The 24,932-nt window shown below is 68.3% G+C and carries 22 protein-coding genes and 1 riboswitch; of the genes, 8 read left to right on the top strand and 14 right to left on the bottom strand.

Going from position 1 to position 24,932, the window contains the following annotated elements; genetic code table 11:
- Nucleotides 1-181 precede the first annotated feature (181 nt).
- Nucleotides 182-1,483 (bottom strand): acetyl-CoA C-acetyltransferase, encoded by a 1,302-nt coding sequence (locus tag VXD91_RS22640; protein ID WP_346416503.1) that lies wholly within the window; start codon nucleotides 1,481-1,483, stop codon nucleotides 182-184.
- A gap of 147 nt (nucleotides 1,484-1,630) precedes the next feature.
- Between VXD91_RS22640 and VXD91_RS22645 the strand changes: the two genes are divergently transcribed.
- On the top strand, nucleotides 1,631-2,980 hold the full coding sequence (locus tag VXD91_RS22645; RefSeq protein WP_346416504.1) for a 3-oxoacyl-ACP reductase: 1,350 nt from the start codon (nucleotides 1,631-1,633) through the stop codon (nucleotides 2,978-2,980).
- 34 nt (nucleotides 2,981-3,014) lie between these two features.
- Entirely contained in the window at nucleotides 3,015-3,857 is an 843-nt protein-coding gene (locus tag VXD91_RS22650) for a MaoC/PaaZ C-terminal domain-containing protein (RefSeq protein ID WP_212807978.1), read from the top strand.
- 152 nt (nucleotides 3,858-4,009) lie between these two features.
- Here the strand turns inward: VXD91_RS22650 and VXD91_RS22655 are convergent, their stop codons facing one another.
- The 6 genes from VXD91_RS22655 to VXD91_RS22680 form a co-directional block, all read right to left on the bottom strand.
- Nucleotides 4,010-4,573, bottom strand: a complete 564-nt coding sequence (locus VXD91_RS22655; RefSeq protein ID WP_346416505.1) for a CHAP domain-containing protein — start codon at nucleotides 4,571-4,573, stop codon at nucleotides 4,010-4,012.
- 10 nt (nucleotides 4,574-4,583) lie between these two features.
- Complete coding sequence (locus VXD91_RS22660; protein WP_346416506.1) at nucleotides 4,584-5,402, bottom strand: ABC transporter ATP-binding protein; 819 nt, start codon at nucleotides 5,400-5,402, stop codon at nucleotides 4,584-4,586.
- On the bottom strand, nucleotides 5,399-6,388 hold the full coding sequence (locus VXD91_RS22665; RefSeq protein ID WP_212814448.1) for an iron chelate uptake ABC transporter family permease subunit: 990 nt from the start codon (nucleotides 6,386-6,388) through the stop codon (nucleotides 5,399-5,401). The genes VXD91_RS22660 and VXD91_RS22665 overlap by 4 nt, the downstream gene beginning before the upstream one ends.
- Nucleotides 6,389-6,408: 20 nt before the next feature.
- A complete protein-coding gene (locus VXD91_RS22670) occupies nucleotides 6,409-7,416 on the bottom strand; it encodes an ABC transporter substrate-binding protein (protein WP_212807975.1) in 1,008 nt (335 codons plus the stop codon).
- A 67-nt stretch (nucleotides 7,417-7,483) separates the two neighbouring features.
- A riboswitch (cobalamin riboswitch) is annotated at nucleotides 7,484-7,670 on the bottom strand.
- Nucleotides 7,671-7,806: 136 nt separating this feature from the next.
- Entirely contained in the window at nucleotides 7,807-8,406 is a 600-nt protein-coding gene (locus VXD91_RS22675) for a TetR/AcrR family transcriptional regulator (RefSeq protein ID WP_020103459.1), read from the bottom strand.
- A 25-nt stretch (nucleotides 8,407-8,431) separates the two neighbouring features.
- Nucleotides 8,432-9,619 (bottom strand): glycoside hydrolase family 3 N-terminal domain-containing protein, encoded by a 1,188-nt coding sequence (locus tag VXD91_RS22680; protein WP_212807974.1) that lies wholly within the window; start codon nucleotides 9,617-9,619, stop codon nucleotides 8,432-8,434.
- Between the two features lie 99 nt (nucleotides 9,620-9,718).
- Between VXD91_RS22680 and VXD91_RS22685 the strand changes: the two genes are divergently transcribed.
- Together VXD91_RS22685 and VXD91_RS22690 are read left to right on the top strand one after the other, a co-directional pair.
- Nucleotides 9,719-9,892 carry a DUF2613 domain-containing protein gene (locus VXD91_RS22685; protein ID WP_020103457.1) on the top strand — a complete coding sequence of 58 codons (174 nt, stop codon included), beginning with the start codon at nucleotides 9,719-9,721 and terminating at the stop codon, nucleotides 9,890-9,892.
- Entirely contained in the window at nucleotides 9,843-14,129 is a 4,287-nt protein-coding gene (locus VXD91_RS22690; RefSeq protein ID WP_346416654.1) for an alpha-(1->3)-arabinofuranosyltransferase, read from the top strand. The genes VXD91_RS22685 and VXD91_RS22690 overlap by 50 nt, the downstream gene beginning before the upstream one ends.
- 3 nt (nucleotides 14,130-14,132) lie before the next feature.
- On the opposite strand, the gene VXD91_RS22695 is transcribed toward VXD91_RS22690, so the two are convergent.
- The 4 genes from VXD91_RS22695 to VXD91_RS22710 are packed head-to-tail and all read right to left on the bottom strand — an operon-like array spanning nucleotide 14,133 to nucleotide 18,685.
- Nucleotides 14,133-15,284, bottom strand: coding sequence for an MFS transporter (locus VXD91_RS22695; RefSeq protein WP_346416507.1), 1,152 nt, complete (start codon nucleotides 15,282-15,284; stop codon nucleotides 14,133-14,135).
- A gap of 56 nt (nucleotides 15,285-15,340) precedes the next feature.
- A complete protein-coding gene (locus VXD91_RS22700) occupies nucleotides 15,341-16,912 on the bottom strand; it encodes an FAD-dependent oxidoreductase (RefSeq protein ID WP_346416508.1) in 1,572 nt (523 codons plus the stop codon).
- A gap of 3 nt (nucleotides 16,913-16,915) precedes the next feature.
- On the bottom strand, nucleotides 16,916-17,797 hold the full coding sequence (locus VXD91_RS22705) for an alpha/beta fold hydrolase (protein WP_318984777.1): 882 nt from the start codon (nucleotides 17,795-17,797) through the stop codon (nucleotides 16,916-16,918).
- Between the two features lie 9 nt (nucleotides 17,798-17,806).
- Nucleotides 17,807-18,685, bottom strand: coding sequence for an alpha/beta hydrolase (locus VXD91_RS22710; protein WP_346416509.1), 879 nt, complete (start codon nucleotides 18,683-18,685; stop codon nucleotides 17,807-17,809).
- Nucleotides 18,686-18,694: 9 nt separating this feature from the next.
- Between VXD91_RS22710 and VXD91_RS22715 the strand changes: the two genes are divergently transcribed.
- The gene (locus tag VXD91_RS22715) at nucleotides 18,695-19,378 is read left to right on the top strand and encodes a TetR/AcrR family transcriptional regulator (protein ID WP_318984778.1); all 684 of its coding nucleotides are present in this window, start codon (nucleotides 18,695-18,697) and stop codon (nucleotides 19,376-19,378) included.
- Between the two features lie 85 nt (nucleotides 19,379-19,463).
- On the opposite strand, the gene VXD91_RS22720 is transcribed toward VXD91_RS22715, so the two are convergent.
- The 3 genes from VXD91_RS22720 to VXD91_RS22730 are packed head-to-tail and all read right to left on the bottom strand — an operon-like array spanning nucleotide 19,464 to nucleotide 21,944.
- Entirely contained in the window at nucleotides 19,464-20,357 is an 894-nt protein-coding gene (locus VXD91_RS22720) for a fumarylacetoacetate hydrolase family protein (protein ID WP_346416510.1), read from the bottom strand.
- Nucleotides 20,358-20,400: 43 nt separating this feature from the next.
- Entirely contained in the window at nucleotides 20,401-21,102 is a 702-nt protein-coding gene (locus VXD91_RS22725) for a VOC family protein (protein WP_318984780.1), read from the bottom strand.
- Nucleotides 21,099-21,944: an alpha/beta fold hydrolase gene (locus tag VXD91_RS22730; RefSeq protein ID WP_318984781.1), complete on the bottom strand. Its 846-nt coding sequence runs from the start codon at nucleotides 21,942-21,944 to the stop codon at nucleotides 21,099-21,101. Before VXD91_RS22730 ends, VXD91_RS22725 begins: the two co-directional genes overlap by 4 nt.
- Before the next feature lie 180 nt (nucleotides 21,945-22,124).
- Here VXD91_RS22730 and VXD91_RS22735 point away from each other — a divergent pair, with 180 nt between their 5' ends.
- The 3 genes from VXD91_RS22735 (at nucleotide 22,125) to VXD91_RS22745 (ending at nucleotide 24,930) form a co-directional block, all read left to right on the top strand.
- Nucleotides 22,125-22,772, top strand: coding sequence for a TetR/AcrR family transcriptional regulator (locus VXD91_RS22735; protein WP_318984782.1), 648 nt, complete (start codon nucleotides 22,125-22,127; stop codon nucleotides 22,770-22,772).
- A 16-nt stretch (nucleotides 22,773-22,788) separates the two neighbouring features.
- Complete coding sequence (locus VXD91_RS22740) at nucleotides 22,789-23,427, top strand: polysaccharide deacetylase family protein (RefSeq protein ID WP_346416511.1); 639 nt, start codon at nucleotides 22,789-22,791, stop codon at nucleotides 23,425-23,427.
- Nucleotides 23,428-23,532: 105 nt separating this feature from the next.
- Nucleotides 23,533-24,930, top strand: coding sequence for an amidohydrolase family protein (locus VXD91_RS22745; protein WP_346416512.1), 1,398 nt, complete (start codon nucleotides 23,533-23,535; stop codon nucleotides 24,928-24,930).
- Nucleotides 24,931-24,932 lie beyond the last annotated feature (2 nt).

Below are 24,932 nucleotides of genomic sequence, written 5' to 3' on the forward strand. Positions count from 1 at the left end.
GTGCACAAATCCCCACGGGAAAACGAGAGTGCCCCGTGCCTCCGTCAGGTCGGGGGTCAGACGGAAACACGAGGCACTATGGGTATCGCTGCGGTTTCACGGGGCGTTACAGGCCCGGCGAAATTGGTGGAAATGGCCGCAAAACCGCTGGTCCAGCGGCCATTTCCCGCACGTTCGAGGCTCAGGCCTCCAGGATGGCCGTGACGCCCTGGCCACCCGCGGCGCAGATGGAGATCAGGCCGCGCACCGGCTTGCCGGTCTCCTTCTTCTTCTCGGCGAGCTGCTTGGCCAGCTGGGCCACGATGCGGCCGCCGGTCGCGGCGAACGGATGCCCGGCCGCCAGCGACGAGCCGTTGACGTTGAGCTTCGACCGGTCGATCGAGCCCACGGGCGCGTCCAGGCCGAGGCGGCCCTTGCAGTACTCGGGCGACTCCCAGGCCGCCAGCGTCGCCAGCACGACCGAGGCGAAGGCCTCGTGGATCTCGTAGAAGTCGAAGTCCTGCAGCGTCAGGCCGTTGCGGGCCAGCAGGCGCGGCACGGCGTAGGTCGGGGCCATGAGCAGGCCGTCGGGTCCGTTGACGTAGTCGACGGCGGCGGTCTCGGAGTCGACGAAGTAGGCCAGCACCGGGATGTCGTGCTCGGCGGCCCACTCGTCGGTCGACAGCAGCGCCACCGACGCGCCGTCGGTCAGCGGGGTCGAGTTGCCGGCGGTCATGGTGGCGTCGCCCAGCTTCACGCCGAAGACCGGCTTGAGCTTGGCGAGCTTCTCGGTCGACGAGTCGGCCCGCAGGTTGTTGTCGCGGTACAGGCCCAGGAACGGGCTGACCAGGTCGTCGAAGAAGCCGCGGTCGTAGGCGGCGGCCATGTTCTGGTGGCTGGCGGCGGCCAGGGCGTCCTGGTCGGTGCGCTTGACGCCCATCTCCTTGGCGGTCTGGGCGGCGTGCTCGCCCATCGACAGGCCGGTGCGGGCCTCGCTGTTGACCGGGATGTCCACGCCGAGGGCGGCGGGCAGCTTGCCGACGAGCTTCAGCCGGTCGACGTTCGACTTGGCACGGCGCAGGCTCAGCAGCACGCGGCGCAGGTCGTTGCCGAGGGCGATGGGCGCGTCCGACGCGGTGTCGACGCCACCGGCCGCGGCCACCTGGTACCGGCCGGCAGCAATGCCGTCAGCGGCCGCGATGGCCGACTGCAGACCGGTGCCGCAGGCCTGCTGCAGGTCGAAGGCCGGCGTGTAGGGCGACAGCGAGGTGCCGAGCACACATTCGCGCATGAGATTGAAATCACGGCTGTGCTTGAGGACGGCGCCGCCGATCACCATGTCGAGCTTCTCGCCCTTGAGGTTGAAGCGGTCGATCAGACCGTCCAGGGCCGCGGTGAACATGTCCTGGTTGGAGGCGTTTGCGTACGCGCCGTCGGATCGCGCGAAGGGAATGCGGTTACCACCCAGGACGGCCACGCGGCGGCGGCTGTTGGTCTCGGCCACGGTTTTTCTCCAGTTCGGTTTGACGTTGGATGACTGAGGCAAGATGTTGCTTGACGCCTATATTACCCACCGTTCTTACTCTGGAGTAAGTTCGTCTCTGACAAGACGGTTCCGTCTATACGACATACGTCCGCAGAAAGGTCCGCAATGGCTGACGTCCTCTCCCAAGTCCTCACCTCCGGTCCCGGTTCGTTCCTGGCCAAGCAGCTCGGCGTACCCCAGCCCCAGCCGCTGCGCCGCTACAAGGCCGGCGAGCCCCCGCTGGCCGGCCCCCTCCTGATCGGTGGCGAAGGCCGCGTGGCCGAGCCGCTGCGCGCGGCCCTCGCCGACGACTACGAGCTCGTGGGCAACAACGTCGGCGGCCGCTGGGCCGACTCGTTCGGTGGCCTGCTGTTCGACGCCACCGGCATCACCAAGCCCGAGCAGCTCAAGCAGCTCCACCAGTTCTTCACCCCCGTGCTGCGCAACCTCGCCGCCAACAGCCGCGTCGTCGTCGTCGGCACCACGCCCGACGAGACCGACAGCATCGATGAGCGCATCGCCCAGCGTGCCCTCGAAGGCTTCACCCGCTCGCTCGGCAAGGAGCTGCAGCGCGGCGCCACCATCGGGCTCGTCTACCTGTCGGCCAAGGCCGCGCCCGCCGCCTCGGGCATCGAGTCGACCATCCGCTTCCTGCTGTCGGGCAAGTCGGCGTACGTCGACGGCCAGGTGTTCTACGTCGGCGCCGCCGACTCCGTCGCCCCGGCCGATTGGGACAAGCCGCTGGCCGGGAAGGTCGCACTCGTGACCGGTGCCGCCCGCGGCATCGGCGCCGAGATCGCCCGCGTGTTCGCGCGCGACGGCGCGTCCGTCGTCGCCATCGACGTCCCGCAGGCCGCTGACGCACTGGCCGAGACCGCCGCCGCGGTCGGTGGCACCGCGCTGGCCCTGGACGTGACGGCCGACGACGCCGTCGCCCAGATCGTCGCGCATCTCACCGAGCACCACGGTGGCAAGGCCGACGTCCTCGTCAACAACGCCGGCATCACCCGCGACAAGCTGCTCGCCAACATGGACGACGCCCGCTGGGACTCGGTCATCGCCGTGAACCTGCTTGCGCCGCAACGTCTTGCGCGGGGGCTGGTGGAGAACGGCACCATCGGCGAGGGCGGACGCATCGTGGGCCTGTCGTCGATGGCCGGTATCGCCGGTAACCGCGGCCAGACCAACTACGCCGCCACCAAGGCCGGCATGATCGGCATGACCGACGCGTTCGCCCCGGTGTTCGGCGAGAAGGGCGTCACCATCAACGCCGTCGCGCCGGGCTTCATCGAGACCAAGATGACCGACGCCATCCCGCTGGCCACCCGCGAGGTGGGCCGCCGCCTCAACTCGCTGTTCCAGGGCGGCCTGCCGGTCGACGTCGCCGAGCTGATCGCCTACTTCGCCAGCCCCGCCTCGAATGCCGTGACCGGCAACACGATTCGGGTCTGCGGCCAGGCCCTGTTGGGCGCGTGATGAGCGCTTGCGCGAAGAACAGGAGGCAGTAGTCATGGCGCAACCGAACGGATTGTTGAACATGGCGCGGGCGGTGGCGGGTGCGCTGCCGTTCGTGTCGCGGGGTTCCACCTTGCCGGCCCGCACCGTGACGGTGTCGGGCCTGACCATCGACCCGAAGAATGTCGCCGAGTACGCCGCGGTGACCGGGCTGCGGTTCGGCGACACCGTGCCGCTGACGTACCCGTTCGCACTGACCTTCCCGACCATGATGTCGCTGGTCACCGGGTTCGATTTCCCGTTCGCCGCAATGGGTTCGGTGCACATCGAGAACCACATCACCCAGCACCGGCCCATCAAGGTGACCGACGAACTGGACATCGCGGTGCGCGCGGAGAACCTGCGCGAGCACCGCAAGGGCCTGCTGGTCGACATCATCACGGACGTCAAGGTCGGCAATGACCTGGTGTGGAACCAGATCACCACGTTCCTGCACCAGCAGCGGACCAGCCTGTCGGGTGAGCCGAAGCCGGAGCCGGTGAAGCAGCCGAAGCTGCCGCCGCCCAACGCGGTCATCAGCATCACGCCGGGTCAGATTCGGCACTACGCCGATGTCGGTGGCGACCACAACCCGATCCACACCAGCTCGATCGGCGCCAAGCTGTTCGGCTTCCCGACCGCCATCGCGCACGGGATGTTCAGCGCCGCAGCGGTTCTGGCCAACATCGAGGGCCAGTTGCCGGATGCGGTCAAGTATTCGGTCAAGTTCGGCAAGCCGGTGCTGCTGCCCGCCAAGGTGGGGCTGTACGTCGAACCCATCGAGGGCGGCTGGGAGCTGGCGCTGCGCAACCTGTCGAAGGGCTACCCGCACCTGACGGCGACGGTCACCGAGCTGTAGCTCGACGCGGGCGCTTCAGGCGCCCGGGCGTGTCGGCTCTCCTGTGGCACTTGCGATTTGGAGCCGTCGACTTTCCTTGACTGTCAGGGAAAGTTGACGGCTCCAGGCGAGACATGTTGGTCGGCAGAGCCCGAGCGCGCCCCCAGCCTCCCTCACTCGTACCGGCCGAACCCACGGATTCCAGGGTCGTCGGCGATCTTGAAGCTGGACAGTCCCACGTTGGTGCCCTCACCGCCACCGACCGTGGTGAGCGTGCCGTTGTCGTTGACGAGCACGATGTTGACGTGCTGGCCCTTCGGGCTCGGCTTGTCGTAGAGCACCATGTCGCCGGGCAGGGGCGAGTAGTCCGTCGGCTCCCAGCGCCCCCCGGCACGCAGATAGTCGGTGAGCGTCATGACGCCCGGAATGCGCCAGTGCCCGGAGTTGGGATTGCTGAAGGGTTTTCCCGATTCCCGCATCACCCAGCTGGTGAAGTCCGCGCACCACGGCTCGTCGTTGCCTTCGGAGTACTTGGCCATGCCCGCCTGCGCCGCGTACTCCTGAGCCAGGACATGCACGACGGCCGCGCGTCCGGGACTCAACTTCGAGGTGTCCACGACCGGGAAGTCCGGCCGGGCGGCGTGCTCGCGGTAGCCGCGGTACCCGGCCAGGGCGGCGACACCCGTCAGCACCAGGACAGCCACGACCAACAGGATGCGGCCCGCCCGTTTGTGCACATCTTCCAGATTAAGTGACCGGCGTGGTGCCACCCGTCGGCAATTTCGGGTCTTGGTGGAGGGACGGCGGGAGCAGCTGGATCGACGGGCGGCCGGTGTCATCGACCATGACCCGCGCCGCGACGCCGTAGACCGCCGAAATCAGTTCGGCGGTGAGGACTTCGGCGGGGGTCCCTGCCGCGACGACCCGCCCCTCGTCGAGCACGACGAGCCGGTCGCAGAACAGTGCCGCCAGCGTCAGGTCGTGCAGCGTCACCACCGCTGTCACGGGCAGCGCGCGGATGAGTGCCAACAGCTCGAACTGGTGCCGGATGTCGAGGTGATTGGTGGGTTCGTCGAGCAGCAGTTCGCGGGGCTCCTGCGCGAGGGCCCGGGCGATCTGTACCCGCTGCTGTTCGCCACCGGACAGCGTGCGCCAATCCCGGTCGCGCATGGCGGTCGTCTCGGTCTGTGCCAGGGCACGCTCGACGGCGTGGCCGTCGGCCGCGGTGTCGCCAGACCAGATGCCACGGTGCGGAATTCGGCCCAGGCGCACGATCTGTTCGACGGTCAGGTCCAGCTCGGTGCTGACCTGCTGTTCGACCACCGCGACGCGTTGCGCCACCGCACGACGACGAAGATCGGCGAGCCGTCGGCCGTCGAGCAGCACGGCGCCGGCGTCGGGCTGCCGCAATCCGGCGAGCAGGCGCAACAGCGACGACTTGCCGGCGCCGTTGGGCCCGAGCAGCCCCAGCGTCTCGCCGTCCGCCACGGCCAGCGAGACCCCGTCGATGACGAGCCGCCCGCCGGCCGTCCAGCAGACGGACTCCGCGGTGAGCGCGCCCGTCATCGAATCCTCCTGCGCCGAGCGAGAATCCACATGAAGATCGGCACACCGACGAGCGCGGTCACCACGCCGACCGGCAATTCCTGCGGCGCAAACACCGTGCGGGCCGCCGCGTCGACCCACACCAGGAAGATCGCGCCGGCGACCGCCGTGACCGGTAGCAGCCGCCGGTGCGATGGCCCGACGATCATCCGCGCCGCGTGCGGCAACACCAGCCCGACGAATCCGATGGCGCCGGCGGCACTCACCAGCACGGCCGTCAGGAGCGCCGTCGTCGCCAACAAGACGGCGCGGACGCGCCGCACCGAGACACCCAACGCGGCGGCCGCATCACGACCGAAGGCGAACGCGTCCAAGGCATCTGACTGCAGCCAGCAGATCGCCAGGCAGGCCGCGCACACGGCACCGCACAGCGCCACCTGAGACCAGCCGGCCCCCGCCAGCGAGCCGAGCAACCAGAACAGCACCCCGCGCGTCTGTTGCGTGTCGGCCGACGAGAACACCACCATTGCCGTGGCCGCGGAAAAGAGCTGGGTGCCAGCGACACCGGCCAGCAGCACGCGGTCCTGCCCGCCGCCGGACACCGCGGCGAGGGCCAGCACCAGAACGAAGGCGATCACCGCACCGACGAACGCACCACCCGACAGCGTCAGTGCACCGCCGATACCCGTGACCACGACCAGCACGGCTCCCGTCGACGCGCCGGACGAGATGCCCAGCATGAACGGGTCGGCCAGCGGATTGCGCATCAGCGACTGTAGGATCGCGCCGCAGATGCCCAGGCCCGCACCACAGATCGCGGCCAACAGCGCGCGTGGCAGCCGCAGCTCCCAGACGATGCCGTCGTCGATCGGCGCGACATCCGCCGGGCGGCCCCAAACATGTTGCGCGACGACGGCATACACGTCGACGAAGCCGAGGTCGGCCGGCCCGATGATCATAGCCGCCGCGATCGACAGCGCCAGGACCACCAGGCCGAACGTCGTCATAGCAGCCGTACGCACGGCCGTCAGGACTTCCCGCCCAGCCCGAATGAACGCAGCCCGGACGCGACGGTCTCGACAGCGTCGACGTTGCGCAGCGACGGATCCATCGCGCTGGCCGGCAAGACAATCCACCGCTTCTGCCGCACGGCCTTCAACTTGCTTGCTGCCGGGTCGGTTTCGAGGAACTTGATCTTGTCGGCGACGCTGTCGCCATCCTTGCCGCGGGTGAGATCAGCGAGCACCAGCACGTCCGGATCGCGCTGCAGGATCGCTTCCCACGAGATCTCCGGCCACAGCTGCCGGTTGTCGGCGAACACGTTGCGCGCCCCCACCGCCGTGGTGATGATGCCCGGCGCTCCGCAGCAACCCGCGATGTACGGCGTTCTGGTACCGGCGTACCACCACATCAGGGAGGTATCGCCGGCCTCGAGGCCGCTCGTCGCGGTCGCCATGCGCGCCCGCAGCGTCGACACCAGCTTGTCACCACGCTCGGCAACACCGAAAACCTTGGCAACATCACCGATTTCGGCGTACATGTCGTCGAGCGTCAGCGCGCGTTGTTGCGCCGCGTCCTGACCGCCGCACTCGCTGGAGGACTGGTAGGTCGGCACTCCCAGCCGCTCGAACCGATCGCGCGGGGCGACACCCTGATCGGTGAACGACCAGTCGAACGTCGCGTACACGAAGTCGGGTTTCTCTTTCAGCACCCGCTCGAATGACGGGAAATCGCGGCTCAGCACAGGCACTTTGGCGTTGTCGGCGGCAAGGTCCGGCCGGACGTCGTCGCTCCAGGACGAGGTACCGGCCATCCGGTCGGCGAGCCCGAGGGCCAGGAGCAGCTCGCTGGCCGGCTGATTGATCGAAACCGCGCGCTGCGGCGGCGATTTCACCGTCACCGTACGTCCGCAGTTCTCCAGCGTGACGGGATAGCCGGCGGCTGCGGCGTTGACAGTTCCGGTCGCCCGCGGTCCGCCACATGAGCAGACGAGCGAAACGACCAGTGCGACAAGCACAATGGTACGTAGAGACACGGCGGCGCCTTCCGATCCGGGACTCGGGTCGCGGAGTCCATGCGTGGGCGGGTCCTCGCGCCGCCAGGCCGCGAGAGCCCGAGCCAGCAGGTCTTCGGACTCGGGATCATCCAGGCCGGAGCGCCTTCCCAGCCCGCGTGGGGCCAGTGGCCGTTGCTCCGCCTGTCCTCCTTACCGCTGCGCGTCAGTTCCGGTTTCGCACCGGATTCCCTGACCCAACCGCGTTGGGTTCGACTGGCTCGAATCGGACCATACCAGCGCCGCGGCGGGGCCGCGCCGGCGTGAGAGCCCCGGACGCGCCGACGGTCCGCGAATGTGCGACCAGACCGCCAGAATCGCTGGGAGGGCGATCTGTGTGCACCGTCGCGGCGCCGCGGGAGCGCGAGAAACCTACGACTCGGCGCGCTTGCCCTTCAGGCCACGCCAGAAGAGGTTGATCATCAGCTCGGTGGCGTCGTTGACGTCCGTGTCGCCCGCGCTGACACGGGACGCGATGGCCTCACCCGCACCCACCAGGGCCACGGCCATCATCTCGAAGTCACTGTCCGGCTCCGGGTTTCGGGTACCCGCGCTGAGCAGCCGCGCCACCAGGTCGATGATCTTCTCGCGACCCTCACGCACGGTGTGGGCGAACGCCTGCGAGCTGGTGGCCTGCGTGTAGAGCACGATCCACGACGCCCGGTTGCGGTCGATGTACGTCATGAACGACAGCACGGCGTTGCGCAGCAGGTCGCGCGGGCTCTGCGCGAAGTTGATGTCCGCACGGACGGTGTCGACGAAGCGCGTCAGCTCCCGGTCCAGGCAGGCTGCGAACAGCTCTTCCTTGGAGCCGTAGTAGAGGTACAGCATCGGCTTGGAGATCTCGGCCTGCGCGGCGATCGCGTCCATCGAGGTCTCGTGATAGCCGTTCACCGAGAACATCTGCACGGCGGCGTCGAGCATCTGCTGTTCGCGGACGGCCCGCGGCAGCCGCTTGGTTCCACCTGCCATCAGATCAGGGTATGCAACGAGCGGCCTACTTCACGCATTTCGCGCCCGGCCCCTTCATGCCCGCCACCCGCAGCACCGACTTGTCGACCTGCGCCTGGTCCAGCTGCCCGGCCTGCACCGCCGCCTCCAGCTTGTCGAGCACGTCCGGGACGCCGTCGGTGGTGATCCACAGCGCGACGTCCGCGCCGGCCTGCAGCGCCTTGAGCGCCGCGTCGGCCACGCCGAAGTGCTGGGTGATGGCGGCCATGCCGGTCAGGTCGTCGGTGAACACCACGCCGTCGAACGGCGGGCCGCCGTACTCGCCGCTGCGCAGCAGGTCGTAGGCCGGCTTGCTCAGGCTGGCCGGGTCGTCGCCCTGCGTCAGTCCCGGCACCTGCAGGTGGCCGACCATCACAGCGACGGGCTGCTGCGTCGTCAGCGTCCGGTACGGCACCAGGTCGTTGTCTTTGAGCGCCTCCAGCGGCGGCGTCTTCACCCCGCCCGTGTGCGAGTCGCCCGAGCCGTGCCCGTGCCCCGGGAAGTGCTTGAGCACCGGGACGAGCCCCGCCTCACGCAGCCCCGCGGCGTACGCACCGGCGTACTCGGTCACCTTCTGCGGGTCCGCGCCGAACGAGCGGTCGCCGATGACCTCGTCGTCGGCCTCCTCGGTGACGTCGGCGTCGGGCGCGAAGTCGACGGTGATGCCGAACTTGTCCTTCATCTGCTGCCCGCGGTCCTTGGCGATGGCCTGAACCTCGGCCGGGGTCTTGGTCGCCGCCAGCACGCGCGCCGACTCCTGCGGGCCGATCAGCTTCTTCAGCCGGGACACCCGGCCGCCCTCCTCGTCGATGCTGACCGCCAGCGGCAGCGCGCCGGATGCGGCCTGCAGCGCCGGGATCGAACCGTCCGACAGCATCGACAGATCCGTCCAGCTGCCGATGAAGATGCCGCCGACCTGCTGCTGCGTCACCGCGGCGCGGGCGTCGGCGGCGTCCTTGACACCCACCATGAGCAGCTGGGCCAGCTTCTGGCGCAGGGTGAGCGTGCTGAGCAGCGCGTGCGGATCGCACGGCGGTGAGGTCGGTGCGGGCGCGTCCATCGGCTTGCTCGACGACGCGGTGCTGGAGGCCTGGCTGGACGTACTGGACGCGGCCGGACGGTCGGACGACGACGAGCAACCGGCGACCAATCCGGACACCAGTGCCAGCGCGCCGAGGGTTCGGGTCAGGGACATGGGTTTCGAGCCTAACGGTTCCGGTCGCGGTCCCCCGGGACCCCGTGAGACGGCCGCCGAAACGGGGCCCAGGCAGGTCGCCATGCTAGTTTGGGCGCCATGGACCGCTTCCTCGTGCCCGCCGGAGCCAGCATCGTGGTCGGTCTGTTGCTCGGCGCCGCAGCGGTCTTCGGCACCACGCTGATGCTGGAGCAGGACACCAAGCCGACGCTGCAATCGGGCGATCCAGCGTCATCGGTGCTCAACCGGGTCGAATACGGCAACCGCAGCTGATCCCGCAGCGCCGCTCTCCCGGCGCTGCCTATGGGTCGTCAGCGCGGCCGCACTGGTCCTGACGTTCGCCCAGTCACCGGGCCGGGTCTCGCCCGACACCAAACTCGATCTCACCGCCAACCCCGCACGCTTCCTGGCGCGGGCGGCGAATCTGTGGAGCAGCGACCTCCCCTTCGGCCAGTCGCAGAACCAGGCCTACGGCTACCTGTTCCCGCACGGCACGTTCTTCCTCGCCGGTGATGTCATCGGCCTGCCCGGCTGGGTGACGCAGCGGCTGTGGTGGGCGTTGCTGCTCGTCGTCGGCTTCTGGGGCGTCATCAGGGTCGCCGAGGCGCTCGGCATCGGGAGCCGGTCGTCGCGCGTGCTCGCCGCCGTGGCGTTCGCGCTGTCCCCGCGGGCGCTGACGACGCTGGGCGCCATCTCCTCCGAGACCCTGCCGATGATGCTGGCGCCGTGGGTGCTGCTGCCGGTGATCCTGGCGCTGCGCGGTGACTCGGGGATTTGTGCACGATTTTCCGCGGTGAGCGCGGAAAATCGTGCACAAATCACGCCTGGAATCCGGCAGTTGGCCGCCCGCTCGGCCGTCGCCGTCGCGCTGATGGGTGCCGTCAACGCCGTCGCCACGCTCACGGGCTGCCTCGCCGCGATCGTCTGGTGGGCTGCACACCGGCCCAACCGGCGCTGGTGGCGCTTCACGGCGTGGTGGTTCGGCTGCACGCTGCTCGCCATCCTGTGGTGGGCGGTGGCGCTGGTGCTGCTCGGCCGGATCAGCCCGCCGTTCCTGGACTTCATCGAATCGTCGGGTGTCACGACCCAATGGCTGTCGCTGACCGAGGTGCTGCGCGGTACCTACGGCTGGACGGCGTTCGTCGCGACCAACGCCACGGCAGGCTCGTCACTGGTCACCGGCTCGGTGGCGGTGCTCGCCACGACTTTGGTGGCGGCCGGCGGCATGGCCGGTCTGGCGATGCGCAGCATGCCGGCCCGCGGCCGGCTCACCTCGATGCTGCTGTTGGGCCTCCTGCTGCTGGCGGTCGCATACTCAGGTGGCCTGGGCTCCCCCGTCGCACACCAGGTGCAGACCTTCCTCGACGCCGCCGGCACCCCGCTGCGCAATGTGCACAAGCTCGAGCCCGTGCTGCGGCTGCCGCTGGCGCTGGGCCTGGCCCACGTGCTGGGCCGGATTCCGCTGCCCGGCACGGCGCCGCGCCGGGAATGGATCAACGCGTTCGCCCACCTCGAGCGGGACAAGCGGATGGCCGTGGCCGTGGTGCTGCTGACCGCGCTGATCGCCGGGACATCACTGGCGTGGACGGGCCGCCTGGCCGCGCCGGGTGCCTATAGCGCCATTCCGCAGTACTGGCACCAGACCGCGGACTGGCTCGACGCACACAACGCCGAGACGCCGGGCCGGGTGCTGGTCGCGCCGGGCGCGCCGTTCGCCAACCAGGTCTGGGGCAACACGCACGACGAGCCGCTGCAGGTCCTGGAGCGCGGCGCCTGGGGTGTGCGCGACTCAATTCCGCTGACCCCGCCCGAAACCATCCGCGCCCTGGACTCCGTACAGCGGCTGTTCGCCACCGGGCGGCCGTCCGCCGGGTTGGCCGATACCCTTGCCCGCCAAGGTATTTCGTTCGTTGTGGTGCGCAACGACCTGGACCCCGACAACTCGCGGTCGGCCCGGCCGCTGCTGGTGCACCGGGCCATCGACGGGTCCCCCGGCCTGACGCGGGTCGCCCAGTTCGGCGACCCCGTCGGCCCCGGCACACTGGACGGCTTCGTCTCCGACAGTGGCCTGCGGCCGCGCTACCCGGCGATCGAGATCTACCGGGTGACGGGCGCTACCCCGACCCAGCCCTACCTGTCCGACGCCGACACCATGCCCCGCATCGACGGCGGACCAGAATCCCTGCTGCGAATCGACGAGCGCCGGCGCCTGATGGGACGGAAACCCCTGGGCCCCATGGTTTTGACGTCCGACGCGCAGCAAGCCGGGCTGCCGGTGCCCGAGGTCACCGTCACCGACACCCCGCTGGCGCGCGAGACCGATTACGGGCGCGTCGACGACCACTCGTCGGCGGTGCGGGCCCCCGACGATCCACGACGTACCTTCAACCGGGTCATGGACTACCCCAGCCCGGGCGCCGCTCTCGCGTACGGCGAGTGGCCGGGCGGACGGATCACCACCTCGAGCTCGTCGTCCGATTCGACGGCGCTGCCCAACGTGGCGACGGCGGCCGGGCCGGCCGCCGCGATCGACGGCGACTCCTCGACCAGCTGGGTGTCCAGCTCGCTGCAAACCGCTGTGGGCCAATGGCTTCAGGTGGACTTCGACCATCCGGTGACCAACGCGACCATCACCCTGACGCCCAGCGCCACCGCTGTCGGAGCTCAGGTGCGCCGCATCGAGGTGGCAACAGCCAACGGCACCAGCACAATTCGCTTCGACAAGCCCGGCAAGCCGCTGACGGCGGCGCTGCCCTACGGCGAGACCTCTTGGGTCCGGTTCACCGCGACCGGCACCGACGACGGCTCCCCCGGCGTGCAGTTCGGCATCACCGACTTCTCCGTGACGCAGTACGACGCGTCCGGCTTCGCCCATGCGGTGAGCCTGCGGCACACCATCGACGTGCCCGGCCCGCCGGCGGGATCAGCTGTCGCGCAATGGGATCTGGGTAACGACCAGCTGGGCCGGCCCGGCTGCGCCGAGGGGCCGAACGGGGTGCGGTGCGCCGCCACCATGGCCCAGTCGCCCGAAGAACCCGTCAACATGAGCCGCACCCTCACCGTGCCGACGCCAGTGGCCGTCGTGCCGACGGTGTGGGTGCAGGCCAGGCAGGGCCCGCACCTGGCCGACCTGGTACGCCAGCCGGGCACCACCCACGCGTCCGGGGACGCGGACGTCATCGATGTCGCGGGCTCGGCCTACGCCGCCACCGACGGCGACCCGCACACTGCCTGGGTGGCCCCACAGGGCATCGTGCAATACCGTGACGGCGCCAACCTGACCGTGCACCTGCCGGCCCCGACGACCGTCAGCGCCGTGCGGCTCGTCCCCAGCGCCTCCGAGCTCCCGGCGCATCCGACCGTCGTCGCCGTCGACCTGGGCACCGGGCCGCAGGTGCGACGGATCGGCGACGGACCGCAAACCCTGCAGCTGACGCCTGCGAAGACCGACACCATCAAACTGTCGATCCTCGACTGGCACGACCTGATCGACCGCACCGCACTGGGATTCGACCAGGTGAAGCCACCCGGCCTGGCCGAGATCACCGCCCTCGACGACCATGGCGCACCGATCGCGCCCGCCGATGCCGCCGCCAACCGGCGCCGCGCCATCACGCTGCCCTGCGGCCGCGGTCCGATCGTCGCGATCGCCGGCCAGTTCCTGCAGACCTCGGTACACACCACCGTCGGCGCGCTGCTGGACGGCGAACCGATCGCGGCCCAGCCGTGCCAGTCCGCGCCGCTGCAACTGCCGGCCGGGAAACAGGAGCTCCTCATCAGCCCGGGGGCGGACTTCACCGTCGTCGGCGCCCGCCTGACCGGACCGCTCGCGGCCCACATCCACAGTGCCCCAATGACTCCCGCGCAGCTGAAGACGTGGACGTCTGATCACCGTGAGGTGGACGTGACCCCGTCGCCCGTACAGCGGGTGCTCGTGGTCCCCGAGAGCGTCAACCCCGGCTGGACCGCCCACACCGCGAACGGCGCCGTGCTCACCCCGGTGACCATCAACGGCTGGCAACAAGGCTGGGTGCTGCCGGCCGGCACGGCCGGCATCGTCACGCTGACGTTCGCGCTGAACACTCCCTACCGGGTCGGGCTGTTCGGCGGGCTCGCGCTGCTGCCGCTCCTGGCGTTGTTGGCGCTATTGCCGATGCGGCGCCCCGTCGATGACGAGCCGACGGACACCTGGCAGCCGCGTCCGGCGATCGTCGGTGTGGTCCTCATCGGCTTCGGATTCCTGGTGGCCGGCTCGGCGGGCCTGGCGACCATGGCGGCCGCCATCGGCATCCGGTACCTGCTGAGGTCGCGGGTCCGGTGGCTCGACGGGTGGACCGTCGTCGCCTCGGCGGGCGGCCTGATCGGCGCGGGGGCGATGCTCAGCGCCTACCCCTGGCGGTCGGTGGACGGCTACATCGGCCATTCGCCGTGGGTGCAGTTCCTGGCGCTCACCTCGGTGGCCGCGCTGGCGGCGTCGTTGTGGGACGCGCCGCGGGCGAAAAGCGGATAGCCGTCAGCCTCGGCGGCGCAGGGCCGGCAACGCGATCAGGCAGGTGGCCGCGAGCACGCCGACTCCGATGGCGAAACCGATGCCGGCGCTGCGCAGCCCCCAGTGCTGTGCGGCCAGGCCTTCGCCGATGACGGGCAGCGAGATGGCCAGGTAGGCCACCACGAACAGCGTCGAGCTGACTTCAGCGCGCCGCTCGATTGGTGTGGCCTCGGTGATGGCGGCCAGGCCGCGGCTGAAGCTGATGCCTTGTCCCGCACCGGAAATGACGGCGGCAGCGACGACTCCGGCCAGTGAGCTGGTGATCAGCGCCGCCGCCAAGGCGATCATGCCGAGCACCAGCATCGCGCAACCCACGGCCATCGCGCGGTGCGGCTGCGTCTGGTTGGCCGCCACCTGGGCGATCGCCGAGGCGAGGAAGGTGCAGCTGGCGACCAGCCCGGCCGCGGCGTGGTTGTGAATGCCGATCATGGTGGACAGGAACGACGGTGCCAGCGCGGCAAACAGCCCCATGCAGGCGAATCCCGCGAACGTCCCGATCGCGGCGAGGGTGAAAGTGCCGCGTACCTCCGCGGGAAGCTGCAGCCGTTGTATACCGAGTTGCCCAGTCCGGGCTGATGTTTCGGGAATCGCGACGACCGCAAGGCCCGCCGCCACCGCCAGCACGATGTGCAGCGCGAAGGCCAGCTGCAGCGGTGCCGGGCAGTATTGGACGAGAACACCGGCCAGGAAGGGACCCGCACCCAGGCCGCCGATGTTGGCGACGGTTGCGATGGCGGCGGCCCTGGTACGCCATTTCGGTGGTGCGGCTTCGATGATCGCTGCGGTGGCCGTGCCGGTGAATATGCCGGCGGACAGTCCCGACAGCACCCGAGCGGCCACCAGGGTCGTCACATCGCCGGCCATCAGGAACGTCGCGGCGCTGGCGACCGCGAGGGCGACCCCGGCGAGCAGGACCGGTCGTCGACCGATGGCGTCGGACCAGCGTCCGAACAGCACCAGCGCCGCCAGCACCCCACCGGCGTAGGCCGCGTAGATCACCGTGCCGGTGAGAACGGTGAAGCCCATGGTGCCGGCGTAGAGCGCATACATCGGGGTGGGCAATGTCGTGCCGGCCATGATCACGGCGAACGCGTACGCCAGCAGCCCGGTGGCCACTGGGCCACTGGCCCTTCGGTTTCGACTGCTCGACGTGCGTGCCTCGGCGCCGACCGTCATAACTGCTTCGACGGCGCTGATACGGAGGACAGCGGAGTCATGGCCTGCACGGCGGCCCGCGTTGTTCCGGCGAGGTCGTGGACGGCGATGTGGCCGATGTAACCGTCGGGGCGGACGAGCACCAGCGTGTCCCGCGTCAAGCCGTAGATCTTGGCGAATTCTCCGGTCGGGTCGCCGAACACGCCGTCGGGGCCGCCGCGGCCTGCATCGACGACGAGGCGGTCGAGTGACGCGCCCGCGGTGGGCCACTCGAGTGCTGCCAGCGCGGCGGCGGCGTGCCGACCGTAGGCCAGCGCGGTGAAATGCGATCCGCGGTAAGCGTCGAACAGTCGCACGCGGCGCCCGTCCGCGGTGACGAGGTCGGCGTCCGGCGCGCGGTCACCGACGCGCAGCGTCGCGGTGTCGTCGGCGCCCGGCGGCGCCAGCGGCCCGCCGCGGTAGGTCAGGGCGAGTTGTTTCTCGTCCTTTCCGCGCCGCAGGCTCGACGGGTCGAGCTTGGCGATCCCCTCGTACTTCTTCGTGGAGAGCCCGAGCACGCCGGCAGCAATGGGCCGGCGTTCCTGTTCATAGGTGTCGAGGAGCCGATCGTCGGCTCCGGCCAGGACCTGGCCGAGTTTCCAGCCCAGGTTGTAGGCGTCGCCGATCCCGGTGTTGAGGCCCTGGGCGCCGGCGGGGGTGTGCACATGCGCGGCATCACCGACCAGCAGGACGCGGCCGCGTCGGTAGTTCTCGGCCAGCCGGATGTTGGGCCGAAAAACCGACTGCCACTGGATGTCTCGCAACGCGAGCTGCTTGTTGCGGGTATGCGCCTGGATGCGCGCGTTGATCTGAGCCAGGTCTTGCGGCGGTTGCTCGTCGGGCGCAAGTCGGATCATCCACTGGAAGGTGTCGCTGTGCGGCAGCGGGCAGGCGCCCACGAAGCGACCCTTGACGCCAGGCCAGACGTGCCAGTACTTGCGCGACAGCCCACCGGAGACCGCGGCGTCGACGATGAGGATGCGGTCGGCCTCGTCGGTGGAACCGCTGAATTCGACGCCGACGATCTTGCGGACCCGGCTGGCGCCGCCGTCAGCGCCGACGAGGTAGCGCGCGGTGATGTCCTCGCCACCATCGGCGGTCGTGACGCGCGCGGTGACATGCGTGCCGTGGTCGGTGAATTCCGTCAACTCGGTTCCGAATTCGACACGGCCACCAAGGGTTTCGAACCGGGCATGCAGTGCGCGGTCGGTTTGGTGCTGGGGGATCAGCCAGGTGTCGGGGTAGGGGACGTCGGCACTGCGCTTGCCTTTGGCCATCGCGCGGTACGGGATGGTGAGGGGGCCGAGGTGGATGCCCATCGGCGGGTACAGGGTGCCCTGATTGAGGACGTCGGATAGTGCACCCAAATCCTCGAGGACCTCGAGGGTGCGCGGTTGGACGCCTTTGGCACGCGAACCGTCGAAGGCGTGTGGTGCCTTGTCGATGAGGCGTACCGCCACGCCGCGGCGGGCGAGGTCGATCGCGAGCGCGGTGCCGGCCGGCCCCGCGCCGATGATCAAGACGTCGGTGGTGCTGCTTGTTGTCGTCATGGGTCAAGCCGATCTGTAGAAGGTCGCCAATTGGTCGGCGACGACGAGGGGACGTTCGAAAGGAGCCATGTGGCCGCAGTCATCGATGACGTGGCATTGGCTGGGCCGAAGCAGTTCGCGGACCCGGTCCAGGCTGCTGATCGGCGTGACGTGGTCCTCACGGCCCCAGATCAGCTGGGTGGGCAGATCAAGCGTGCCCGTGCGCCGGTAGAGCTCGGCGCGGTCGAATAGCGGAAAGTGTTGCAGCGTCTCGAAAAGCGCGTAGATGGATCCTTCGTACCGCGCGGCGTCGCCGACCATCGCCGCCAGCACGGCGGCGCGGTAGGGGTCTGCCACATTGTGTCCCAGATGCCGATCGAGGACACGCCGCCCGAATCGCTTGGCGATGAAGCCGGCCGTGATGTCGTTGCCCACCAACAGCTTCTGTGCAAGAGGTTGACGGCTCAGCCCGGCAGGACCCACCAGCGTCAGCGTGGCCATGCTGCCGGCGTGCTGACCCACGTACGCCATGGCAATAAGCGCTCCCATCGACGTGCCCACCATGTGGCGCGTGGCGGGCAGGTCGAGGTACTCGACGAGCTCACGGAGTTGGCGGACGAACAGCGCCTCGTCGTAAGGGGCGACGACGCGATCGGAGTAGCCGCGGCCATAGCCGCTGTAGGCCAGGGTCCGCAGTCCGCGGGCGTGGAGCTCGGCAGCCAGATCGTCCCAGTAGAACAGCGGGATCGTCAGCCCGCCCGCCAGTACGACGACGTCGCCGCCGTCAGGCCCGGCCAGCTCGTAATGCGTTATGCCATCTGACAATCGGATGTAGTTGCCCCGCAAGGTGCGCCGCGTGGCAGCATCGAGTCTGCGGTCTTCTCCTGCCGCGACGAAGTACTTCATTCGGTGTTCCTAGGCTGAGACGGACTTCAGGAATTCGGCGATCGCATCGGCTACCCAGGCGGGGTCTTCTTCGGGGAGCAGGTGCCCGCCATTGGGATGGACTTTTTCGATGCTGCCGGCGATGTCGCGCGTGAAGTGCTGGCCGTCCATGCCGGCGCTGCGCAGCACCAGGGTCGGCACGTCGATGTTAGGGATCTCGCCGCTGCGGTCGGCCTGGTCGGTGCACAGGAAATCGATGAACGCCGAGCGGTTACCGGGCCGGTTCCATAACCGGTGCGCGCGCTCCACCATCGCGGCATCGACGACGTCGGAGTTCGGCCCGACGGCCTGGCGCAGACTGCGCTCGACGGCACGGCGCGGCATGAACCGCCGCAACAGTTGGCCCGCAATGGGATTGCGCGCCAGTGCCATCGCGGCCGGCAGTTCCTTGTCGGGATAGCCGGTGGCATTGATCAACACCAAACCGGTCAGCTGCAGGTTCTCGGGATGATCGAGCGCGAGGTTCCAGGCGATGTTGCCGCCCAACGAGTTACCCACCACGGCGCATCGCTCGACGCCGATGGCGTCGAAGATGCGGGCAAGCGTCCCGGCGTACGTGGTGACGCGATAGTCGCCGTCGGGACGCGGCCCCGTCACCCCGAAACCAGGCAGATCCAGGCGAATCACATCGAAGGACCCGCACAGCCGTTGGGCTACGGCCTCCACCCCGTACAGCGACGACGCGCTGCCGTGCAGCAGCACCACCGTCGGGCCCTTGCCTGACCGCCGGTAATGGATGCGCATGCCGTCGACGGTGGCAAACCGCGAGTCCGCGTGAACATCGATATCGCGAAGATTCATAATGGATACAGTGTTGCCGTTATTGCAATGGCTGTCAAGGGTGGGCATACTGGCGGCGTGAGCACGTCAGGTACCAGCACCGAGTTGGAGCAGAGCCCGCGGCGATCGCGCGGCCGCCCGCGAGTGCCGCTGGACCGGATCATCGCGACGGCCATTGCGCTCCTGGACGAGGAGGGCGCCGACGCGCTGTCGATGCGCAATCTGGCCCAGCGCCTGGACTCCGGTACCGCGACGTTGTATCGACACTTCACCGGCCGAGCCCAGCTGGTCGCTCAGGTGATCGACAGCGTGTTGGCCGAGGCACATATCGACGACGAGGCGCTCGACGCCATGACATGGCAGCATGCCTGCAAAACGTTGGCGCACAGCCTGTTCGACGTGTTCCGGCGCCACCCGCACGTGGCACCACTACTGGTTGAGAAGATCCCCACCGGGCCCAATGCAATGACCCAGCGCGAACAGACCATCGCACTGCTGCTCAAATCAGGCTTCGCGGCCCCCCTGGCCGCACAGGCGTGCGCCACACTGGCGCGCTATGTGCTGGGGTTCGCGACCCAGTTGACCCCACCGGATGCAGGCGCCGCGGACCAGGTCGAGGTCTGGCAGACCCTGGATCCCCAGGCGTTTCCGGCCACCGTCAGCGTCGCCGATCATCTGCCCGTGCCGCTGGAGCAGGAGTTCGCCTTCGGCCTGGAACTGCTCATCAATGGCTTGAGTCAGGTTGCGCACCAAGGAAACTGAGATGGGAGCAATCAAGCGAGCAGGACGCTGAGCGCCACGACAGCGACCGCCGCGGCTGCGGTCGTCGCGGCCGGAGCCATCGCGGTCAGCGGGTCGCGGTCCCGCCGGTGGTAGAGGGCGGCACCCCCACGCAGGGGTTACGCAATTCGCCCAACGCCTCGACAGCTGAGCGCACCACCGTGCCGGGGGTGAGGTAGCGCGCCGGTGTGCGCGAGTACCCGACCCCGGCCGGGGTACCGGTGAAGATGAGGTCGCCCGGTAGCAGCGCGCACACCGTCGAGAGGTGACTGATGAGCGCTTCGACGCCGAAGATCATGTCGCTGGTGCGGGCCTGCTGGACGACTTCATCGTCGAGTGCCGTGGCAATCGCCAAATCATGGACGTCGGGTAGCTCGTCGAGCGTTGTGATCCACGGGCCGACGGGGCTGAATCCTTGGTAGCTCTTGGCCAAGCTGAACTGTGGTGGCGCACCGGCCATTTGTGACTGCCGTTCAGAGATGTCCTGGCCGATGCAATATCCGGCGACGTGCCGCAACGCATCGGTGACGCCGATGTTGCGCCCACCGCGGCCGATCACGACAACCAGTTCGACCTCCCAGTCACACGTTGCGGTGGGCAGGGGGATCGGCCCGCCCGGTCCGGTGATCGAGGACGCGAACTTGGTGAAGATCAGCGGTTCGTCAGGCACCGCCAATCCGGTTTCCGCCCCGTGGTCGGCGTAATTCAGCCCGACGGCGAAGATTTGGCGCGGCGCGATGACCGGCGGGCCGAGCACGCTCAGATCCGCGAGCAGGTCGGCGGCGTTCAGCTGGATATCCGGTTCGGGCTGTCGCTCCGCCAACCAGCCCTGCACGGCGTCAATGGCAGCGACAGCGTGGTCGGGATGACTGGGTAGGTACCCGCCGGAGGCCTTCCCGATGTCGACGAGGCCGCCGTCGGTGATGATGACTGCACGTCCGTCGTAATTGGCGAGTTTCATGAGCGTCTCTTCGTCTGGGTTTCGATGTGGATGGTCATGGCGGTCAGTCCAGCCGCACGGGCGGGTCGGGGTAACTGACCATCGCCGACACCTGTTCGTCGGTCATGGCGAGGATCAGCTGGTAGACCTCGTCCGGGTAGGCCATGTGCGGTTTGGCAGGGTCGTAGGCCGGCTGGGCGACCGGGGTTTCGGTCCGGTCGAACGGTGCCGGGTTCTTGTAGGTTTCCAACTCCTCTGCGCTGATGCCGTTGATCGCCACGGTTTCAGGATCGATCCACGCCGCGGGATCGATCGCATCGCCGGTGGTCAGCTCGAGCACGATTCCCTCCGGCCCGCCGAAATACATCGACCGGCAGAACCCGTGGTCGATGGGCCCCAGGACGGGGACACCGTGACTGCGGATCCGGTCGCGCAGAGCAAGCAGTTCGTCATCGGTGTCCACCCACAGCGCGACATGCTGCATGGCGCCCGGCGCGACAGGGGCGGTCGGATCGGCGGCGTGGGTGACCCCGTACTGCTTCGTATCGGGATTGCCGGGGTGATAGACAAATGCGATGTAGGACTTGGGATTCAGCTCGACAAAGCCATGCCAGCAGCCTTCAGCGCCGTGCATCGGATACAACGCCTTGAGCGCACACCCCAATACGGTGCTGAAGAACTCGATCTGGCCTTTGATGTCGCGGGTCGCGATGGCCAGGTGATTGACTGCTGACGGATGGATGACGGTCGACATGGCGGTGTTCACTCCTGTCCTTGGTGCTGACTGCTCTTCAGTTGTCGCTGACACCACTCGTGCACGACCTGCGAGTAACCGCTGGTGTGGAACAACATGAGTTGGTGCACAGCGTCGGGGTGGATGTGCAGATCCACGGGTCCACCGGCCGCGCCGGCTACCGCCCTGGCCATATCCGGCGTGAAGATCGGGTCCTTCTCGCCCACGGCGAACAGGATGGGTTTGGTGTTGTCGGCCAACGGAACAGCCGGGTCGTACCGCATGATCGAGCCCCACGCGGCCAGGTCATAGCTCCAGGTGTTGAGCGGGTCGGCGTGTTTCTGCCGACCCGCGCCGTGGAAGCCGTAGTCCTCGTCGAAATCGATGTACTGCTCGATGTCGAAGCGCAGCGCCGGACCGAAGAAACTGGTCATCTGCTCGAATGCTGCAGTGCGGAAAGGATTTTCGGCCGGAATCAGCGGCGAGGACGGGATTGCGAGTCCCATCAGGATCGCGCCGGCGTAGTCATCGGACGCGGCGTAGGCGCAATAGGCGGCCGCCGTACCCAGCGAGGAACCTTTGATGAACACCGGCAACCCGGTGTGGGCGACGATGTGGTCGGTGACGGCCATTGCCGCGTCGACCCATTCCTGCAGGGTGAACTGCCCGGCGCGACGGTCGACGCAGGACCGGCCATGGCCGGGGGCGTCCATGCACCACACCTCGGCACCCAGGCCGGCATAGTGCGCGCCGAATTTGTCGTAGATCCCGCCGTGGCCGCCAGTGCCGTGTTGTACCAACAGCACGTGGTCGGCCGACGGGTCGGTGAACCGGTAGGCGAACGTGTCGCCGATCATGTGTTCTTCGCGTTGCATCAACTATTTCCTTGCCGGGGTAGGGAATTCGGAATCGAGAGGGGTTCTTCGCACTCGCCGCGCCCAGACGCGACGCCCGCGGGCGCACCCGCATTAAATTGATGGTCATCAACTAAGTGATGTGATGCAGGTTATCCAGAAAAGTTGATGGTCGTCAACATCTTGTTCTAAACTTCCGAAATGAGCACTGCCAAGCGCCGCGGCCGGCCGCCGGCCACCGAGTCACCGGCCGCGCTGACGGACATCTTGTCGGCGGCGCTGAAGACGTTCGCCGAGAACGGTTACGACGGCACCTCGGCCGCCGCACTCAATCGCGAACTCGGCGTGAGCCACAACCTCATTCATCAGCGGTTCGGATCCAAGGAAGACCTCTGGTACGCGGCGGTGGATTGGGCGTTCGGCGAAATCGAGGACGAGATCACCATCGACCCCCAGCTCGCCGACAGTGATCTGATGGAGGCCCTGCGGCGTGGCCTGATCCAGCTCCTCGAGGTCCACGCGCGCCATCCCGAGATACTGCGGATGGTCACCGTGGAAGGCGCACACCCCGGCCCGCGGTTGACGTATCTGTTCGACGCGCACATCCATCCGCTGTATGCGCGGCTGACCACCCCACTGAAGACGTTGGTTGATCGCGGGGTACTGACGGACGTCGATGTGCGCAGCCTGCACTTCCTCGTGGCCCACGGCGCTACGTCACCCTTCAGCTTGGCCCCGTTGGCGACGATGCTCGAGCCCGTCGACCCCCTTGACCCGACCGCGGTGCGCCGGCACGCGGAATTCGTCGCCGACCTCGTCGTGGCCGGGCTGCGGGCTCGCGGAGCGTGAAAACCATGAGATGCCAATGAAAGTCACCCTCAGCTTCGACAACGGCCCGACCGAGACGACCGCCGAAGTGCTCGACGTGCTCGCCGACCGCGGCATCAAGGCCACGTTCTTCGTGGTGGGTGAACAACTCACCCGACCAGGCACCCGCGCATTGGCCGAGCGCGCCAAGGCAGACGGGCACTGGATCGGCAACCACACCATGACTCATTCGGTGCAGTTCGGTGACCACGACGACCCCGAGCTGCCCGACCGCGAGATCGGCGCAGCCCAAGATGCCATCGGCCCATTGGCGCACCCCGACAAGCTGTTCCGCCCTTATGCCGGTGGCGGCGTGCTGGACCGCCGCGTGTTCAACTCGGCGACAATCGATTACCTGCAACGGCACCGCTACACCTGCGTTCTGTGGACGTCGGTGCCCCACGACTGGGATTCACCCGAACAGTGGGTTCAGCGCTGCCTCCACGATGTCGTCCAGCAGAACTGGAGCGTCGTGGTCATCCACGACCTGCCCACAGGCGCGATGCGTCACCTGCCGGCCTTCCTCGACGAGCTCGACCGGCTCGGTGCCGAAATTGTTCAGGGCTTCCCCGACGCGTGCGTGCCCATCCGCAACGGCGCCCTCACCACCGACCTGAGCGCGCTCACCACCCACTAGCGCCATCAGTCGCCCGGTCGATGCGTGGTTGACACCTCCCAGTATTATCGGACACACTGTATCCGTTATTACTGCGCCCCACGAAGGCCGTACAGGAGATCACGAGTGACCCGAATTCTGTTGCGCGGCGCGCATGTAGTGACCATGGCTCCGAATCGACCCGACACGGAACACACCGACATCCTCATCGAGGACGATCGAATCGCGACGATGGGCGACCGCCTCGACCCCACCGGCGCCGACGTCGTCGACCTCACCGACCGCATCGTCATCCCGGGGCTCGTCAATGCCCACCTGCACACCTGGCAGACCGCGCTACGGTTCGCCGGCGCGGACTGGTCATTGCTGGAATACCTCGCCCACACCCACGGCCACGTCGCCCGCAGATACCGACCCGAAGACATGTACATCGGCACCTTGGCCGGCGCGTTGAACCAGATCAATTGCGGGACAACCACCTTGGGCGACTGGTGTCACAACTGCCTGACTCCGGAGCACGCCGATGCCGCCATCGACGCACTGAACGCCGCCGGCATTCGCGCGGTCTTCTTGCACGGCACCCCGCACGGCGGCCCGACCAAACCGCATGACGTGCGCGAGGTCGACCGGCTCCTCGACGGGCCGGCCGCCAACAGCACACTGCTCACGCTGGGAATGGCCATCAAGGGCCCGCAATTGTCGACACCCGATGTGGCGATCGGGGACTTGCGGGCCGCCCTTGAACGCGGCGTGATCGCCTCGATGCACCAGAGCGCGGGAGCCCCCGCCAAGGGCTGGGCAGCTGTCGGCGCTGCGGGCCTGTGGGGGCCACACGCCAACATCGTGCACGGCACCGGCCTGACCGACGATTGGGTCAAGCGCCTCGTCGACGCGGGAGCCAGCTTCACCTCCACCCCGGAAAATGAACTGGGGCAAGGACATTGCACGTCAATCACCGAACAACTGCTGCGTGTGCAAGCAGCCCCGTCACTGGGTACCGACACCGAAACCGCTGTCTCCGGCCAAGTTCTCACCGCCGCCCGGATAACCCTGGCCCGCCAGCGCGGACTGACCCACGACCTGGAATTACGCCGCACCGGACTGAGCGCACCGACCGCGGCGCCAACCAGTAAGCAGGCACTGTCCTGGGCGACCGTCCACGGTGCCCGCGCCCTGGGCCTGTCCGACCGGGTCGGCCACCTCGCCCCTGGCATGCAGGCCGATCTGGTCGTCATCGACGCCCGGGCATTGAACCTGTGGCCCGCGCACGACCCGATCGCCGCGGCACTGCAAGCCGACATCGCCAACATCGAGGCAGTCATGATCGCCGGCACCTGGCGCAAGCGCCACCATGCCCTGGTGGACACCGACATCGACACTGTCAAAGACCGGCTGAAGGAGTCCGGCGAACGATTCGCACACAAGATCCGCGCGACCGGGCCGATGGCCCGCACCCGACGCCGCGTCGTGCGCACGGTGGTGCGCCGGCACCTTCGCCACCAGACGCGCTCCGGTGGTGCCTGAAA

Source organism: Mycobacterium sp. SM3041, from assembly GCF_039668335.1.
Taxonomy (GTDB): Bacteria; Actinomycetota; Actinomycetes; order Mycobacteriales; family Mycobacteriaceae; genus Mycobacterium.